Origin of the sequence: Paenibacillus sp. 2TAB26, assembly GCF_052115145.1 — a bacterium.
In the GTDB taxonomy this organism is placed as follows: Bacteria; Bacillota; Bacilli; order Paenibacillales; family Paenibacillaceae; genus Pristimantibacillus.
Genome location: NZ_JBFRGC010000003.1, coordinates 124,390 through 140,598, shown reverse-complemented (window position 1 = coordinate 140,598; position 16,209 = coordinate 124,390). Strand labels below are relative to the sequence as shown.

General features: G+C 45.6%; 16 protein-coding genes. 2 read left to right on the top strand and 14 right to left on the bottom strand.

Annotation, left to right across the window (positions count from 1 at the left end):
- Positions 1–10: 10 nt before the first annotated feature.
- The 5 genes from recJ to AB4Z50_RS03675 form a co-directional block, all read right to left on the bottom strand.
- Positions 11–2,029 carry a single-stranded-DNA-specific exonuclease RecJ gene (gene recJ / locus AB4Z50_RS03695; protein ID WP_441875817.1) on the bottom strand — a complete coding sequence of 673 codons (2,019 nt, stop codon included), beginning with the start codon at positions 2,027–2,029 and terminating at the stop codon, positions 11–13.
- Positions 2,030–2,061: 32 nt separating this feature from the next.
- Complete coding sequence (locus tag AB4Z50_RS03690; protein ID WP_076270829.1) at positions 2,062–2,979, bottom strand: cation diffusion facilitator family transporter; 918 nt, start codon at positions 2,977–2,979, stop codon at positions 2,062–2,064.
- A 61-nt stretch (positions 2,980–3,040) separates the two neighbouring features.
- Complete coding sequence (gene secF, locus AB4Z50_RS03685) at positions 3,041–3,955, bottom strand: protein translocase subunit SecF (RefSeq protein WP_076270830.1); 915 nt, start codon at positions 3,953–3,955, stop codon at positions 3,041–3,043.
- Entirely contained in the window at positions 3,945–5,177 is a 1,233-nt protein-coding gene (gene secD, locus AB4Z50_RS03680; protein WP_076270831.1) for a protein translocase subunit SecD, read from the bottom strand. Before secD ends, secF begins: the two co-directional genes overlap by 11 nt.
- A gap of 82 nt (positions 5,178–5,259) precedes the next feature.
- The gene (locus AB4Z50_RS03675; protein WP_076270832.1) at positions 5,260–5,499 is read right to left on the bottom strand and encodes a post-transcriptional regulator; all 240 of its coding nucleotides are present in this window, start codon (positions 5,497–5,499) and stop codon (positions 5,260–5,262) included.
- Positions 5,500–5,720: 221 nt separating this feature from the next.
- Between AB4Z50_RS03675 and spoVB the strand changes: the two genes are divergently transcribed.
- Positions 5,721–7,298 carry a stage V sporulation protein B gene (gene spoVB, locus AB4Z50_RS03670; protein ID WP_441875811.1) on the top strand — a complete coding sequence of 526 codons (1,578 nt, stop codon included), beginning with the start codon at positions 5,721–5,723 and terminating at the stop codon, positions 7,296–7,298.
- Between the two features lie 58 nt (positions 7,299–7,356).
- On the opposite strand, the gene AB4Z50_RS03665 is transcribed toward spoVB, so the two are convergent.
- Complete coding sequence (locus tag AB4Z50_RS03665; RefSeq protein ID WP_441876191.1) at positions 7,357–8,076, bottom strand: YetF domain-containing protein; 720 nt, start codon at positions 8,074–8,076, stop codon at positions 7,357–7,359.
- A 262-nt stretch (positions 8,077–8,338) separates the two neighbouring features.
- Between AB4Z50_RS03665 and AB4Z50_RS03660 the strand changes: the two genes are divergently transcribed.
- Positions 8,339–8,731 carry a TIGR04086 family membrane protein gene (locus AB4Z50_RS03660; protein ID WP_441875808.1) on the top strand — a complete coding sequence of 131 codons (393 nt, stop codon included), beginning with the start codon at positions 8,339–8,341 and terminating at the stop codon, positions 8,729–8,731.
- 61 nt (positions 8,732–8,792) lie between these two features.
- Here AB4Z50_RS03660 and yajC read toward each other — a convergent pair whose 3' ends face one another.
- The 8 genes from yajC to ruvC are packed head-to-tail and all read right to left on the bottom strand — an operon-like array spanning position 8,793 to position 16,078.
- Entirely contained in the window at positions 8,793–9,110 is a 318-nt protein-coding gene (gene yajC / locus AB4Z50_RS03655; protein ID WP_076270836.1) for a preprotein translocase subunit YajC, read from the bottom strand.
- Between the two features lie 14 nt (positions 9,111–9,124).
- On the bottom strand, positions 9,125–10,258 hold the full coding sequence (tgt, locus tag AB4Z50_RS03650; protein WP_179089915.1) for a tRNA guanosine(34) transglycosylase Tgt: 1,134 nt from the start codon (positions 10,256–10,258) through the stop codon (positions 9,125–9,127).
- Between the two features lie 22 nt (positions 10,259–10,280).
- Positions 10,281–11,327: a tRNA preQ1(34) S-adenosylmethionine ribosyltransferase-isomerase QueA gene (queA, locus tag AB4Z50_RS03645; protein ID WP_441875803.1), complete on the bottom strand. Its 1,047-nt coding sequence runs from the start codon at positions 11,325–11,327 to the stop codon at positions 10,281–10,283.
- Between the two features lie 10 nt (positions 11,328–11,337).
- Positions 11,338–13,458 (bottom strand): SpoIID/LytB domain-containing protein, encoded by a 2,121-nt coding sequence (locus AB4Z50_RS03640; RefSeq protein WP_441875800.1) that lies wholly within the window; start codon positions 13,456–13,458, stop codon positions 11,338–11,340.
- A complete protein-coding gene (locus AB4Z50_RS03635) occupies positions 13,448–13,915 on the bottom strand; it encodes a thiol-disulfide oxidoreductase DCC family protein (RefSeq protein WP_441875797.1) in 468 nt (155 codons plus the stop codon). The genes AB4Z50_RS03640 and AB4Z50_RS03635 overlap by 11 nt, the downstream gene beginning before the upstream one ends.
- Positions 13,916–13,921: 6 nt before the next feature.
- Positions 13,922–14,923 (bottom strand): Holliday junction branch migration DNA helicase RuvB, encoded by a 1,002-nt coding sequence (gene ruvB / locus AB4Z50_RS03630; RefSeq protein ID WP_076270841.1) that lies wholly within the window; start codon positions 14,921–14,923, stop codon positions 13,922–13,924.
- 19 nt (positions 14,924–14,942) lie between these two features.
- A complete protein-coding gene (gene ruvA / locus AB4Z50_RS03625; protein ID WP_054027250.1) occupies positions 14,943–15,578 on the bottom strand; it encodes a Holliday junction branch migration protein RuvA in 636 nt (211 codons plus the stop codon).
- A complete protein-coding gene (gene ruvC, locus AB4Z50_RS03620) occupies positions 15,575–16,078 on the bottom strand; it encodes a crossover junction endodeoxyribonuclease RuvC (RefSeq protein WP_076270842.1) in 504 nt (167 codons plus the stop codon). Before ruvC ends, ruvA begins: the two co-directional genes overlap by 4 nt.
- Positions 16,079–16,209: the final 131 nt, after the last annotated feature.

Below are 16,209 nucleotides of genomic sequence, written 5' to 3'. Positions count from 1 at the left end.
CTTTCCATTTCTAACTATTCATTATAATTTGTGTTGCTTCAAATTGTGCTTTTGCTTCTCGGTAACGTTCAGAAGTAGCTAAATCACGTTTCTGAGGTGAGGCTGCTGCATGCATCAAACCATTGTCTCGGTTAATAAATTGCAGCTCCTCGAATACTGCCAGCATAAGCTCAACCGTCTCTAAGGATAAACCACTTTGCTTCGATAAGCGAGCATTTAATCCTTGAAGCGGAACTTGCCCCAGCTGTTTCAACAGTTGATACACTTTGCCGAATTGCTCGCGCTCTGGAAATTCAACAGCAGCAGGATCAAAATGCATATCATGCAGTTGAAGCTGAGGTTTGCGCTGCCCATTCCACTCATTAACAGATAATTCGCCGACAACATCTATTTTGCTGCCCGGCTTTAATCCTTCTGCTAGCATTCCCATACTGAAGCCGATACCGTCTAATAGACGACGGCCGCTTCCTAGAGATAGCTTTAAGTGTCTTGACTCCTTGCCTATCGTACGACGATCTGCAAGCTCCGTCTTCTGAAACAGCAATCTTGGCGATGGATTTCCCATCCCGAACGGCTCAAGCTGTGAAAGCTCGGTAATCGTATCGAGAGTGGCTTCACTAACCGAGCATACAAGATCAACAGACGTTTTGGGAATCCAATCGTCAGCGCTCAGCCATTCAGCAGCCAGCTCGCCAAGTTTCTGTTCAAATTCAGATAGTCGGTCACGATGAAGACTCATTCCAGCAGCGGCCTGGTGTCCTCCGTAATGATCGAGCAGCTCGTCACAAGCTGTAAGGGCTGCATGCAGGTCGAAGCCTTCTATGGAGCGTGCAGAGCCTTTACACATCCCTGTCTGCTCATCTATCCCAAGTATAATAACAGGCTTATAATTGCGTTCAAGCAGTTTGGAGGCAACGATACCGATGACACCAACGTTCCAGCCTTCACCTGAGAGCACAATAACTGGCGGAGGTGCTGCATTCGCGGCTGCAGCATCGTCGCATTTGGTCTGCCACTGCAGCTCGGCTTCCTTCACGATACTCTCCACTACGCGCTGCCGTTCTTTGTTTAAACTGTCCAGTCCGATTGCAGTCAAAATCGCATTGTCATAATCGTCGGTTGTGAGCAGTTCGACTGCACGTTTCGCATGATCGAGCCTTCCAGCTGCATTGATGCGCGGTGCCATTCCAAAAGCAATGCCAGTCGCAGTAATGCTGTCCAGCTCAATGCCGCCAGCCTCTGCCAGCGCTCGGAAGCCTACTCCTGCATGATTTTTCAATCGCTCTAAACCACAGCGAACAAAAATACGATTCTCATCTTTAAGAGGCATTAAATCTGCTACTGTTCCAAGACTCACAATGTCGGCCCACTCAAGCGGAGGGCGCTCTAATAACGCATGTGCCAGCTTGAATGCAACGCCTACGCCCGCAAGCCCTTTGAACGGATAAGTGCAGCCTTCTTGCTTCGGATTAACGACTGCTGCAGCATTTGGGATTTGCTCTGGCGGCTCGTGATGATCAGTAACAACAACATCAATCCCGAGCTGTTTCGCATAATCAATTTCTTCAACAGCGCTGATGCCCGTATCAACCGTAACAATTAAACCGATGCCCTCTTCAGCAGCCAGCTCAATCGCTTTTTTGTTTAATCCGTAACCTTCCAAAGCACGATGAGGAATATAATAATCAAATTTATAATTTAATGATCGAAATAAATGTACCAATAAAGATGTGCTTGAAACGCCGTCCGCATCGTAATCACCATATATCCTTATTTTCTCATTGCTTGCTGCTGCTCGCTTTATTCGTGCAACGGCAGCCTCCATTCCAAGCAATAAATAGGGATCATGAAAATGCTCCACTCCGCCTCGCAAAAAACGTTCAGCCGCTTCGGTATCATCAAAGCCGCGCTGCACAAGAAGTCTCGCTACTAGAGGCGGCAAACTCAGATTCGCTGCCAAATCCTTCGCTTTTGCTTCGTCGTCAGCAGACCATGGCGCTACAGCCCATCTTGTCTTCCTTTGAATCATGCTGCTTGCTCCTCTCCTGCTGTTTGCTGTTCTTATTGCAGCAGTGTCGGCATCTGCTCCTGATTCGGATCATGATTAGACTTATAAGGATAACCAGGATCATAAGGCTCAACGAAAATCGATACATCCGTGACATGTATAAAACGTTTCATGACGAGCTGCTTTACCCTTTTGGCAATCTCTTGACCCTCAAGAACAGAAATGCGTGGATTTACACTAATAACCATTTCTGCAATGACATAATGACCATGCTCTTTCGCTCGCAAGGTTTGCACAGTAATGACTCCATCAACACGTTGAATAAGCTGCATCAGCTCATCCGGATTTTCCTCTGAAGTCTTGCTATGTTCATCTTTTCGCATAAAGACTGTAGCCATTCTGTAGCCGTTTACGATAACAATGACCGCAATAACGATCGCTGCCGCCGGGTCAAAATAATAGAGCACCGGCACATTCAACATTTTACCAATTATTGCTCCGCTTGCGCCCACTAATGCTGCGACTGAACAATAAAGGCCTGTCATTCGATCCTTCGATGGAAAAAACAGCTGCTGAACGATTAGAGCAAGCGCGATGGCCACTGCCGCACTCCAGTGCGGAGCGCTCGTTACACGATCAGAAAGGTCTCTAATGGCAGATATGCCGATTTCGAGCCCAACGATGAGAAGGACGACTGACAACAATATCGTTGTCGCCGTCTCTCCTCTTAAATCTACTGGTACCGCTTTGGCACCCGGGTTTGCCATTTTTCGCTGCCGGCTTGCCCTCAAACCTGAAAGGGCAACAACTCCTGCAGCGACCTCAGCCGCTGTTCGAAATGCATCCGCGAGCAGCGCTTTGCTTCCTGACAACCATCCTATTACACCTTTAAATAGAGCCAGCAGCATGTTTCCCCATAAGCCGGCCCAGCTTGCGGACTCTGCTTTTACATATCGCTGTGTGGTTGACATTTATACCTCCTAAAGGTTTTGCGCATGCAAAACCACTTCGTAAGCATTCAACTGCTTATTATTAAGCTGTTTTCTTAACAACAGCCTTTGGCTTTTGTCTGCCTTTTAGCATTAGCCATAGCGGGCTCGCGATACAAATGGACGAGTACGCACCGCTTGTAAGACCAATGATTTTTGCAAGGGCAAATAGCTTGATTGACTCGCTTCCGAATATGAACAAACATACTGCAACGACAAGTACTGCTAATACAGTATAGATATTACGCGCCATTGTTTGCCAGATACTTGCGTTAACCATCTCAGCGAGCTGCTCACGGTTTTTATATTGACCAAACCGAAGATTTTCACGAATCCGGTCAAAAATAACGATTTTATCATTGATAGAATAACCGATAGTGGTCAACACCGCCGCAATAAACGGAAGATCAACTTCCAGACGGAATATCGAGAACAACGCGACAACGACAAAAGCATCATACAAAATCGCTATGTTCGCAGCTAGTGCGAAGCGCCATTCAAAACGAATCATGACATAAATCATAATGGCTACGCTGGCAATCAGTACTGCCCAGATCGTTTTGATCCCAAGCTCCTGCGCCATGTCCGGCGATACGACGTTAACCTCAGCCGATACTTGATCACCATACTTCGCTTTAAATAAGTCTTGAATTTCAGTAATTTTGGCTTGTGTAAGCACTTCGTCAAAACGAGCCGTTACACGTTCTTCACCTGTACCGCCAACTGTAGGCGTGATGCCTTCGATTCCTGCTTTCACAAGAATTTCTTTCGCATCCTGCTGGGTTACTGCTTTGCCTACTGAAATATCCATATTCGTACCGGCCTTGAAATCAACACCGAAATTAAGGCTGAAAAAAAGCAAAGACAAGATGCCGATTACGGTTAACGTGATCGAGAACAGAAAGAACTTATTGCGGTTCCCGATGAAATCATAACGAATTTTTGTATTAAAGTTCACGGATTTCTGCCTCCTTCACACCATAGTAGCTTGGTTTTGTAAACAGGTTGCTCTTAATAAGGAGCATAATTAAAAAGCGGGACAAGAAGATGTTTGTCAGCATACTTACCAAAATACTGAAAATCATCGTTAATGCAAAACCACGAATCGCTCCGTTACCGATAAAGTACAATACTGCACTTGAAATGATGTTCGTAATGTTCGCATCCATAATGGTACGGAATGAGTTTTTCGATCCAGCTTTAAGCGATGAAAGCAAGCTTTTCCCGCTTCGAATCTCTTCCTTAATCCGCTCATACATGATGATATTCGCATCGACCGCCATACCTATACCAAGCACAAAGGCGGCTATACCTGGGAGTGTTAGGGTCGCATTCATTAAGTTAAATACTACGATCAAGAGCCAAGTATAAGTAATTACTGTAATACCAGCTACAATGCCTGGAATACGGAACAAAATAACAAGGAATATCAAAATAATGACTGTTCCGATAACACCCGCCTCAACGGTGTCTTTCAAGGAAGCTAGTCCTAGTTTAGCGCCAACGCTTTGCGTATATTTCTCAGTGAGCTTGAGAGGCAATGCACCGAGGTTAATCATATCGGCCATTTCTCTCGCTTCATTTACGGTATATTCACCTGTAATTGTCGCTGATCCACCTGAAATCGGTTCTCTTACGGATGGTCTGGAAAGCTCTTTATCATCGAGATAGATCGCTAAGTACGAACCGATCAACCGTGTCGTAATTTCCTCGAATTTTTTCGCATCCTTAAGTTCGATCGTAACAAAAGGTTTGCTTAAGTTGTCATAACCAACACCTGCGCCATTTTGCTTAAAATCGCTGCCGTCCAGCTCGATCTTGCCGTCAGGTCCGCGGAACGTTAAGTTAATTGGTTTAGCAAGAATCTCTCTTACTTCATTCTCGTTCGCAACTCCTGCAAGTCTCAAACGAATACGGTTTGAGCCTTCAGTTGTAATTTCCGGCTCCACAATACCGAGCTCGTCAATCCGTTTTTCCAAACTTTTAGCCGTTTCCTTTAGTGATTGCGGTGTTACAGCTTCTCCACCTTCAAGCGGCGTTGCTTCGTACAAAACCTCAAATCCGCCTTTCAAATCAAGGCCTAGCCTTACGTCTTTCACTAGCGATGGGCTTGTCCAAGCGATAACGCCAAACATAATGACTACGATCGCAAGGAAGGCAATTATTCTCTTCCCGAACATACGTCTAAATCCCCCTTATGATCTCAATATTCCTATTATACAGACGGGACAAAATCGAGTCAAAAAAAAAGAAACCGTCAATTTAAAATTGGGTTCCTTTGTATGCGCTTATCGTCATGAAATTCATAAATTTCATAACTTTTAAAGATAAAATATCATTTACTAATTCATGCAGTTCGGGCTGCCCCGACTTGTTATATTTCTGGCTAACGCATTCCCAAACCTCTTGACCCGTTACATGTTCGTAGCCAATGAGATGAAATTCCTCCGCTTTGCTGTTGCATAGCTCCTCGATCATACGATTTAATTCTTCGTCTGCCATGCTGCGCCTCCCAAAAGCTTATGACATAAAGCTGTATCCCATCTATTCGCTGTGCCTCTGCCTTTTTCCTGCCCGCTTCATTGCTAATCTATAAATTGACTGACATGGAACTGGACATGCCGAGCATAAAGATGATAGTACATGCCTGTCTAAAGACTTCGACTCATATCAGCATCAGGCAGCATTTGGTTATTTCATGATAGAGAAGAGGGTACAACATAATGACAAAACGATCGGATCAAACAAAGCAAAACTTTATAAAAGGCGCCATGATATTGCTTGCTGCAGGATTAATTAACAGGCTGCTTGGTTTCATTCCTCGCATTGCACTCCCCCGTATTATGGGGGCAGAGGGTGTTGGATTATACCAGCTAAGCTATCCTTTTCTAACTGTCATGATAACCCTCATCACAGGAGGCATTCCGCTTGCCGTTGCCAAATGGATTGCTGAAGCGGAGTCGCAAGGTGATTCCAAACGAGTAAAGTATATTTTTCGAACGGCTATGCTCCTCGTTACTTCGCTAGGCGTATTGTTGACCGCTCTCATGCTTCTTTTTGCACCTTGGATAACGAAGCATGTGCTGCCGGATGCCCGCGTATACCGCACCTTTATGGTTATGACGCCTATGCTGCTCATTATTGGCATATCCTCGGTTTATCGAGGTTACTTCCAAGGCAAACAGAACATGATTCCTACCGCTGTATCTCAAATCGTAGAAACCTTGCTGCGCATTGTTGCATCGCTATCATTTTCCTTCATGCTCCTGCCCTATGGACTTGAATGGGCGGCTGCCGGCGCTATGCTTGGAGCCGTGCTTGGAGAGATCGGGGGCCTCGCCGTACTGCTTTGGAAATACTACAGAGACAAATCCCGCATCAAACAAAAAGCTCTCAGTCATCCAGATGAAAAAGCAGGGAAAAACATTCCTGTATTGCGAAAATTACTTAGCTTATCCATTCCTGTTACAGGCAGTCGATTAGTCGGCTCCTTCTCCTACTTGCTGGAATCCATCTTTACCGTGCGGAGTTTAGCGGCAGCAGGAATTACAACGGGCATCGCCACTGCGCAATACGGAGCATTGCAAGGAATGATCATACCGCTGCTTTTACTGCCAACTGCATTAACCTACTCACTTGCTGTTTCTTTGGTACCATCCTTATCCGAAGCGGCTGCACGCGGAGATCATGCGTTAATTCACAAACGACTGCATCAATCGATGAGGCTTGCACTTGTTTCAGGCGCACCTTTTGTTGTTATTATGGCTTTGTTAGCTGAACCGATTTGCCGTATCGTTTATAACCATGCCGAAATAGCTCCGATGCTCCAGCTCATCGCTCCTGTTGGCATTTTCATCTATCTGCAGGCTCCACTGCAAGCAGCACTCCAAGCACTAAATAAACCGGGAACGGCATTAATTAACACATTAATTGGTGCGGTGGTCAAGCTATTTCTCATCGTTCAACTTGCATCGAATGCTGATTTTGGAATATACGGTGCTTTAATCGCAATTAATGTCAATATCGTACTCGTCACATTATTGCATGGCATTAGCGTATTGCGGTTCATCGGCTTCCATATGAAAGTGCTTGATTTTGTAAAAGTTGGCATCTCTATGATTATTATGGGAGCTGCAGCTAGGTTTACGATGAATCATAAACCGCTCTCCATGGAATGGGTAAATTTACTTCTTGCATGCGCAGCTAGCGTAATCATTTATTTAATTTTGATGATCGTAATGAAAATCATTGATCGCCACGATATGGCGCGATTACCATTGTTCGGAGCTTGGTTTAAATAACAATGGTAAGGTCGTCGAATGATAAAAACCGCGGTAAAGAAAGGGATAAGCCCTCTCTTTAACGCGGTTTTTTATCGTGCGTATCAATAAACAACTTCCCTTTATAGTCAATCGTACAAAAAAACACGTCCTTAAAATCGAAGACGCCTCTTTCCTGCAAAACATTTTTTAGCCAAAATCTTGTCTTTTCAAGATTTTCCAAGTTTTTGTCCTGCACCTTGCCATCCATAATAAGCGGGACAGGCAATATCTCAAAGCGATATTTCGGTGGAAAAATATTCGTTTGGTTGTACTGCTTCAGCTTTTGATCGGATCGCTCTGATTCCTGACCTTCATTATTGCCCTCTTCAGACTCATCAGCATTTTCCTTGGGTATGACGGACAGCTTGCCGCTCGTCTCCAAAATCGCAAATTCAACATCCGATACAGCACTGATTTTATTTTCCCGTAACTGCAGCATTAGATCATCCAGATTGTACCGCTGCTTGCGCATAACGTCACTATTCAGCTTGCCCTTGTCAATAATTACACTTGGTTTACCATCAAACAGCAGTCTTAGCTTTCGACTCTTCATCGTCATAAAAGCACTGCCTACTTGAATAATCATCAAAACGACCATCGGTAAGATGCCTTCCCACATCGCCCGCTCCATGTCTTCAATAACAATGACTGCAATCTCAGCAATCATGACTGAAATAACGAGATCGAACACGGAAAGTTTACCGATTTCTCGTTTTCCCATAAAACGCATGATCAGAAATACGACGAAATAAATCATTATCGTCCGGATCAACAGGCCCCAAAATTCCAAAGGAAACCGCCTCCTCGTCTTTATCATTCGAGCTGATGCCAGCTGCGTTTTGTCCGTAAAGCTATTCTGACCTACGTGTTACAACATCATACTCCTGCTGTTTATACGAATATATGGCAATGCGGAATAAGCTGCTCATAAATACATACTGACAAGCTAATTCCTGTACTATTCTACCTAGCTTGACCATATGGATAAGTAATACGTTCATAACGCTGGGGGGAATATGATGAGTTCGGTTAAACAAGCACCTAAGCCGCCTTTAATCGCTTCACCTTTGCTTGCCGGAGTGCTTTTTTCAATCATTTGGCTAGCAGTAGGCGCATTGCTGCTCTCACTGCTTTTGCATTTTACGGCAATGAAGGAAAGCAGTTTGCCCTCTAACGCCATGCTGGTTCACGGCTTCGCAGCACTAGCGGGGGGCTTTACATCAGGAAGACGCTCTGAAAACAAAGGCTGGTATAATGGCGCATTGCTCGGTTTGCTTTATGGCATAATTGTTATCATTATCAGCTTTCTTGCATCAAATGCTTCCTTATCCGTACATAGCATCCTTCTTCTAGGCGCTGCACTCTTATCAGGTGCATTTGGCGGTATGATTGGCGTAAATATGAAGAAATGAACATTTAMAAAAAAAAAAAAAAAACCGACTAACATGCAAGCATGTCAGTCGGTTTTTTTAATTATTTCTCTAAATCAACCGACGCTGGTGCGGAGTTGATAATTGTATTAATTGCGCTGCGCTCAAATGTCATTTTAGTTGTATCGTTGACACGAATAACAACCGTATCGTCACTCAGCTCAACGACTGTGCCATGCAATCCACCAATTGTTGAAATTTTATCGCCTTTCTTCAATTGGTTAAGCATGCTTGCACGAGTCTTTTGTTTCTTCTGCTGCGGACGGATAAGCAAGAAATAAAAAACCGCAAACATAAGCACAAAAGGCCAAATCATTTGTAGGATATTTGTTGATCCTGCTTCACCTGCTGCTTGCAACATCGAAATCCCTCCTTTCAAAACCCTTTCTCATTATCGAACAGGCCGTAGCTTGTGAAGAAGGAATCCCGGAAATCCAAAAGCCGGTCATCCATGATCGCTTGCCGAACGTCCCGCATGAGTTGTAGCAAGAAATGCAAATTGTGATAAGTCGTCAGCCTCATACCGAACGTCTCATCCGCTTTAATTAAATGCCGGATATAAGCTCTGGAATAATTCGTGCATGTATAGCATGAGCACTCTGGATCCAAAGGACCATAATCCTCAGCGTACTTCGCATTACGGATGACGAGTCTGCCTTGGCTTGTCATGGTTGTCCCATTGCGAGCAATACGCGTTGGCAAAACACAATCGAACATATCAATACCGCGGATAGACCCTTCAATTAATGCATCTGGCGATCCAACTCCCATAAGGTAGCGTGGTTTATTCGCTGGCAAAATGGGAACCGTATAGTCGAGAACATCATACATCAGATGTTTAGGCTCTCCAACACTCAGTCCACCAATAGCATACCCCGGGAAATCCATGGAAGTCAAATCATTTGCACTTTGAATACGCAAATCTTTGTACATCCCCCCCTGAACGATAGCGAACAGCCCTTGGTCATGCGGTCTTGCGTGAGCCTTAAGGCAGCGCTCTGCCCAACGAGTCGTACGCTCCAACGATTTCTTCACATAGTCATGCTCGGCAGGAAATGGCGGACATTCATCAAATGCCATCATAATATCAGAGCCAAGAGCATTCTGAATTTCCATCGCTACTTCTGGTGAAAGAAATTTTTTGTCGCCATTGAGATGGGAACGAAAGTGTACGCCTTCCTCGGTAATCTTACGCATTTCGCTAAGACTAAAAACTTGGAATCCGCCGCTGTCTGTTAGAATTGGACGATCCCAGTTCATGAACTTATGCAATCCACCAGCATTTCTTACAATGTCATGTCCCGGTCTTAGGAACAAATGGTAGGTGTTGCTCAAAATAATTTGAGCATCCATCGCTTTCAGCTCTTCTGGAGCCATCGTTTTCACAGTAGCTTGTGTTCCTACCGGCATAAAGGTAGGCGTCTCAATCACACCATGCGGAGTGTGTACACGTCCTAGTCTTGCTCCTGATTGTTTGCATTGTTTGATTAATTCATATTTTACAGCCACAATTCACGCTTCCTATTCCTAATTAGTAAATAAACATGGCATCGCCAAAGCTGAAAAATCGATATTCATGAGCAATCGCTTCTTCATAGGCGTGCATGACAGCATCTCGTCCAGCCAGCGCACTTACAAGCATAACGAGCGTTGACTTTGGTAGATGAAAATTGGTGAGTAATGCATTGACAAGCTTAAACTCGTAACCTGGGAAAATAAAAATAGATGTCCAGCCGTTGCAAGCTTCGATTGCTTTTCCTTCAAAGCGAGCAGCAACAGTTTCCAGCGTGCGAGATGAGGTTGTCCCTACAGCGATAATACGTGCTCCGCTCCGTTTGGCTTCATTAATTATTGCGGCATTTTGTTCACTCAGCTCATAATACTCTGCATGCATTTCATGATCCTCAACGAGATCAACGGACATTGGACGGAATGTGCCTAGTCCAACATGCAGTGTTACGTAGGCGAGCTTAACGCCCTTCGCTTGCAGACGCTTAAGAAATTCTTCCGTAAAATGCAAGCCAGCCGTTGGTGCTGCAGCTGATCCCGCATGTTTGGAATACACGGTTTGATATCGCTCGCGTTCTTCAAGCCTTTCCTTGATATACGGAGGCAGTGGCATTTCTCCAAGACGGTCAAGCAGCTCCTGGAATATCCCCTCATATTCAAAACGTATCGTACGTCCGCCCATTTCGCCTTCTTGCTCAACAACAGCGCGCAGCAGCGGATTGCCTGCACCGTCATCTCCAAAGGATAGTGCGGTGCCGACCTTTAAACGTTTAGCCGGTTTTCCGAGCGCATCCCAGCTGCCATCCTCGAGCTGCTTCAATAACAACAGCTCAATCTTAGCACCCGTATCGCTCTTCATCCCCGTCAACCTGGCTGGAATAACTCTAGTGTCATTTAGAACTAGAACGTCTCCAGGCTTAACATACTGCTCTAAATCCGTAAATCTATTGTGTGTCAATTCGCCTGTTTGCTTGTTTAATGCAAGCAATTTCGAGGCCGTTCTGTCAAGCAATGGCGTCTGAGCAATTAAATGTTCCGGTAATTCAAAATCAAACCATTCTACGTTCATATCGATTCAATCATTCCTTAGCGATGGTGACATCTTTGTAGTAGTATTTCAAAATATATTGATAGTCATACCCTTGCTGAGCTAGGCTTAATGCTCCGTATTGCGATAATCCGACCCCGTGTCCGTTGCCAGACCCTACAAAACGGAATGAAGGCTCCTTCGTAGCTGCGCGAATATTACCGCTGCCATCTAATATAAACAAGTTAGCGTTAACCGCCTCTGTTTTTGTACCTCCGGCACTAATCATGTAAACAGGATTCGAATCCGACGGCTTCGTACGTGTTGTAGCTCCAGCACCAAGCATAGCAACCTTCGCGGTTTCCTCAATCTGGAACAACGTACTAGGCAAGGACCCTTGTACTCCTAGTGCAGCACGATAATCAATTGGATAAGTAACAGCTAGCTTTTGTCCATTTGCTGTAATTTCTGTCGCACGTCCTGAAGCGCCGCGCTGGCTCACTTCGAGTGATTTGAGCGGACCTGAGACGGGAGTTTTCACTTTGCCGTTAATCGTTGTTAACATTTCTTGTGCGCTGTAAGGACCACGTATCCAAGTCATTGAATTGGATTCTACACTTTTATCCAGCACAACGACCCGTGTTCCATTGTCAACCGTTGCAATGACAGGGATCGTATCCTGTATAAGTGGATGCTTGCGCACTTTTGTTCCGTTTGTATTTACTAGCATGATACGACTTCCTGCTGCTGTCGTTTCTCCTGTCTCGGCTAGTAAATCCTCTCTAATATAACCAATAGCTCCGCTAGGGACAACAACGCGGTACCAATTGTTCAAACCTACCTCCGATGAAGCGTCCGGGCTTTTGACAGCCTGCATATAAGGAACTGCGTTGCCCCATGCTTCTTTGGCATCAGCCGTAAATCCACCACTGTTGGCTGAATAGATCGCATCAATTGCTTTTCCATTGTACAATGCAACTTCGCCTGCTGTCTCTTCGACGGCAGCAATGGTTGATGGCCGCTCTGAGCCTACACCGTAATAAGCTTGGCTTAAAGTCGTATCCACGACATGTGCGATTTGGAAACCAAATCCTCGATTTAAAGCATAAGTGCGTGCAGCAACCGCTTGTGCCTTAAGTGCTTCGATAGGCCATGTAGGGTACATTTCCACACCTACAACTGAATATAAATATTGTTCAAATGGAAGTTCATTTACGACTGCCATCCGTCCATTTAATATACTAAGCTCAAATAGTCCTCTATAGCTGCGAGCGCTCCGCTCGTTTAGCTTAATTGGATCATTCCCGATTGGAGATACCGTAACCTTCGTATCGTTGCCAGCAAACATATAGAGCTCAGTACTACTTTCAGCTTTAGCAGTTACGGTATGATCATTTCTTATGAGCAAGTAAGCCGAACTAGCATCGGCCTCCTTCAATGCAGCTCCGCCTGAAGCATTTGCGGCAGCTGCTTTAACGATTTGCAGCTCAGCAGCTGATACAGCCGCCCCTACCATTACCGAGTAGTACGCTGATCCATTTTGCTGTGAACGAATAGCAACATAGGCATCGAGGCCAACTGCGCCGAAGCCGCTTGCTGCTGCTATCGCATCCGCTTTGCTGGTCAACGGACCGCTCTCCAAATGAAGTGGGCCTTGAACCACCGAGTTCGAGCCTCCAACTAGCTTAGACAGCTCACTATCACCCTTCCACTTCGTTTGTGCAGTCACAGCTTCTGCAGCTGTTTTGTATGTACCTTCAATAACCTGATAGATGATTGCACCATTTTTTGAAAGGGAGGTTATAAAAGCAGTACCTTTCAAAGCTTGCAAACGTTTCTGCACAGCTAGAGCTGAAGCAAACGTAGAGCTCTCGTACACTTTGACTTTAAAGCTGTCAACTGCGAATCGAGCTGTAGCTGTTCCATCTACATTAAACCAATTATTGATGCCATCAGGCTGCCTTACACCGATGCTCATTCCACCCGTTGACGAAAATGTGGCAGCTGCTGTCGTATCATCGTATTTCCCAGGCAATTGCATGAACAAAGCAACTCGAATATTGTCGAGCTTTGGTACTGCTGCCTGTGATGGAGAGCCTGTCCAAGCTGTAGCGAGCAGTACAATTGCGATCGTCATGATTAAGTAACGCTTCATATTCCGTTTAATTGACATTCCTGTTGTTCTCCTCCCTCTTCTGCGGCAATTCGCAGCCATTAACGGAACAGCTTTGTTCTGTAGATCCAAACCATTCATATCTTCTTTTGGCTACAAATTTGTACATACGATTTGCTATGCTTCTCATACCAGGTATTCGATAAAGTACGGATAGCCAGCGAAAGCCCTTTACCGTTCTTAAAATACGGACAATTCCATCCGCACCAGCAAAGAGCTGCCCCTGCTCATCAGCAACATGCATTTTCTCATACAACTCATCAAATTTCAACAAACCAACAGAGGGAATTAGCTGTTCCGTACTGCCTGCTGCCTCCAACTGTTGAATTTGAACATAATGCAAATCCGCTTTAGAATGAAGCTCCTTCAGCTTCGCAATGGAACCCAGGCACAGATTGCAATGGCCATCATAGATAACATAAAGTTTCTCAGCGGCACCATTGGCTCTGGAACTCATGGCGTACTACCTCCCCGGTATTGGTAGACCTAGGTGACGATAGGCGTTTTCCGTAGCAATCCGGCCTCGCGGCGTTCGCTGTAGAAAACCGATTTGCATTAAATACGGCTCATAGACATCCTCAATCGTTTGGCTTTCTTCGCCTATCGTTGCTGCAATCGTATCAAGGCCAACTGGCCTGCCGGCAAAAGTAGTCATCATCGCTTGCAGCATTTTGAAATCGATGAGGTCGAGTCCCATTTTATCTACCTGCAGCAGCTCAAGCGCCGAACGCGCGATATCATGTGTGATCACGCCGTCGCCGCGCACCTGCGCGAAATCACGCACTCGTTTAAGAAGACGATTCGCAATCCGCGGTGTTCCTCGAGACCGCATTGCAATCTCAGATGCCGCTTCTCCTACAATGCTGACATTCAATATTTCCGCTGTTCTAGCCACGATGAACGCAAGCTCATCCATCGTATAAAATTCTAATCGGCTCACTACGCCAAAACGATCACGAAGCGGTGCAGATAAAAGCCCTGCTCTTGTAGTCGCGCCAATCAAGGTAAAAGGCGGCAAATCGAGTCGAACCGATCGAGCGCTGGGCCCTTTGCCAATCATAATATCGAGTGCAAAGTCTTCCATTGCCGGGTACAATACTTCTTCTACCGTACGATGAAGGCGATGAATTTCATCAATAAAGAGTACATCGCCTTCCTGCAGGTTCGTGAGCAGTGCAGCAAGATCACCAGGACGTTCAATTGCAGGTCCGGATGTCGTGCGAAGGCTCACTCCGAGCTCATTGGCAATAATGTTCGACAAAGTCGTTTTACCAAGGCCTGGAGGCCCATACAGCAGTACATGATCAAGCGCTTCTTTGCGCAATTTTGCTGCTTCAATATATATTTTCAAGTTTTCCTTGGCTTTTGTTTGCCCAATATATTCGGCTAAATAACGGGGACGCAAGCTGAGCTCAACTGCCTGATCTTCCATCATCAGGTTGGCGGAAATGATTCTATCATCCATCTGCCTTCATCTCCCTACTTTAACCTTTAAATAGCTGCTGCAAAGCCCGCTTCATCAAAGAATCGACTGATTCCTCCGCCGTAACGCTATGCTGCAATCCATTCCATGCTTTATCAAGCTCCGCTGCTGTGTAGCCCAGCGCAGCAAGCCCTTCCCTTGCTTCCTGCCAAGCGGTGCCTGCGCCTTGACCTGAATGCCTGCTCGATGTGAGATCAAGCGCAACACCTGCTGCAGTCAAAAGACCTCCATCCAGCCCCGCCCCGATCAGCTTGTCCTTTAGATCTAGAATCATCCGCTGTGCGGTTTTTTTCCCTATGCCCGGAAGCTTAATGAGAAACGCTATATTTTCTTGCTGAATTGCGGCTATAACCGCATCCGGTCGACCACCTGACAAAATGCCCAAAGCGACGCGCGGACCAATGCCGGATACCTCCAGCAGCTTGCGGAACAGCGTCTGCTCCTCTCTCGTCTCAAAGCCAAACAACAGAACAGCATCCTCGCGAACGTTATGATGAATATAGACGACGACGGGCTCTTCTTTTTTTGCAAATGCATACGGATTAGGAGTAAATACACGATAGCCGGTATCTCTTACGTCCAGAACGATATATTCGGATTCTAGATGGACGACATTGCCTCTTAAAAAATCGATCATGAACGTTTCACCTCATTTATTTTCTGATTGAGTACGACCGAGTGCGCATGACAGATCGCAACAGCGAGCGCATCGGCAACATCATCGGGCTTCGGCACTGCCGAAAGCTTCAAAAAAACCTTAACCATTTCTTGCACTTGTTTCTTCTCCGCTTTGCCATAACCAACAACCGCCTGCTTTACTTGAAGCGGCGTATATTCGCCAATAGGCAATCCGCGCTGCGCAGCAGCCAAAATAATAGCGCCCCTAGCCTGCGCCACATCAAAAGCCGTCGTCACGTTTCGATTAAAAAATAGTTTCTCTATGCCCACAGTATCCGGCTTATATTTATCCATTAAAGCGCCCGCAGACTCGTAAACTTGCAGCAAACGCTGCTCTGAAGGCGTATGAGCTTCCGTCTGAATCGCACCGTATTGCACGGGCGTAAGCTTGTGTCCGATCTTATCTATGAAACCAAATCCAACGATCGCATAACCAGGGTCAATTCCAAGAACGCGCAAACGGTCATCTCCTCAAAATAACTGCTTTCTCCACATACTCACTGAAAGTTGCTTCATCCATTATAGCAAAAGATGGCGTGAATGAGAACGCGCGTTTGATATTTCGGCCTTTAGACATAAAGAAAGGAGAC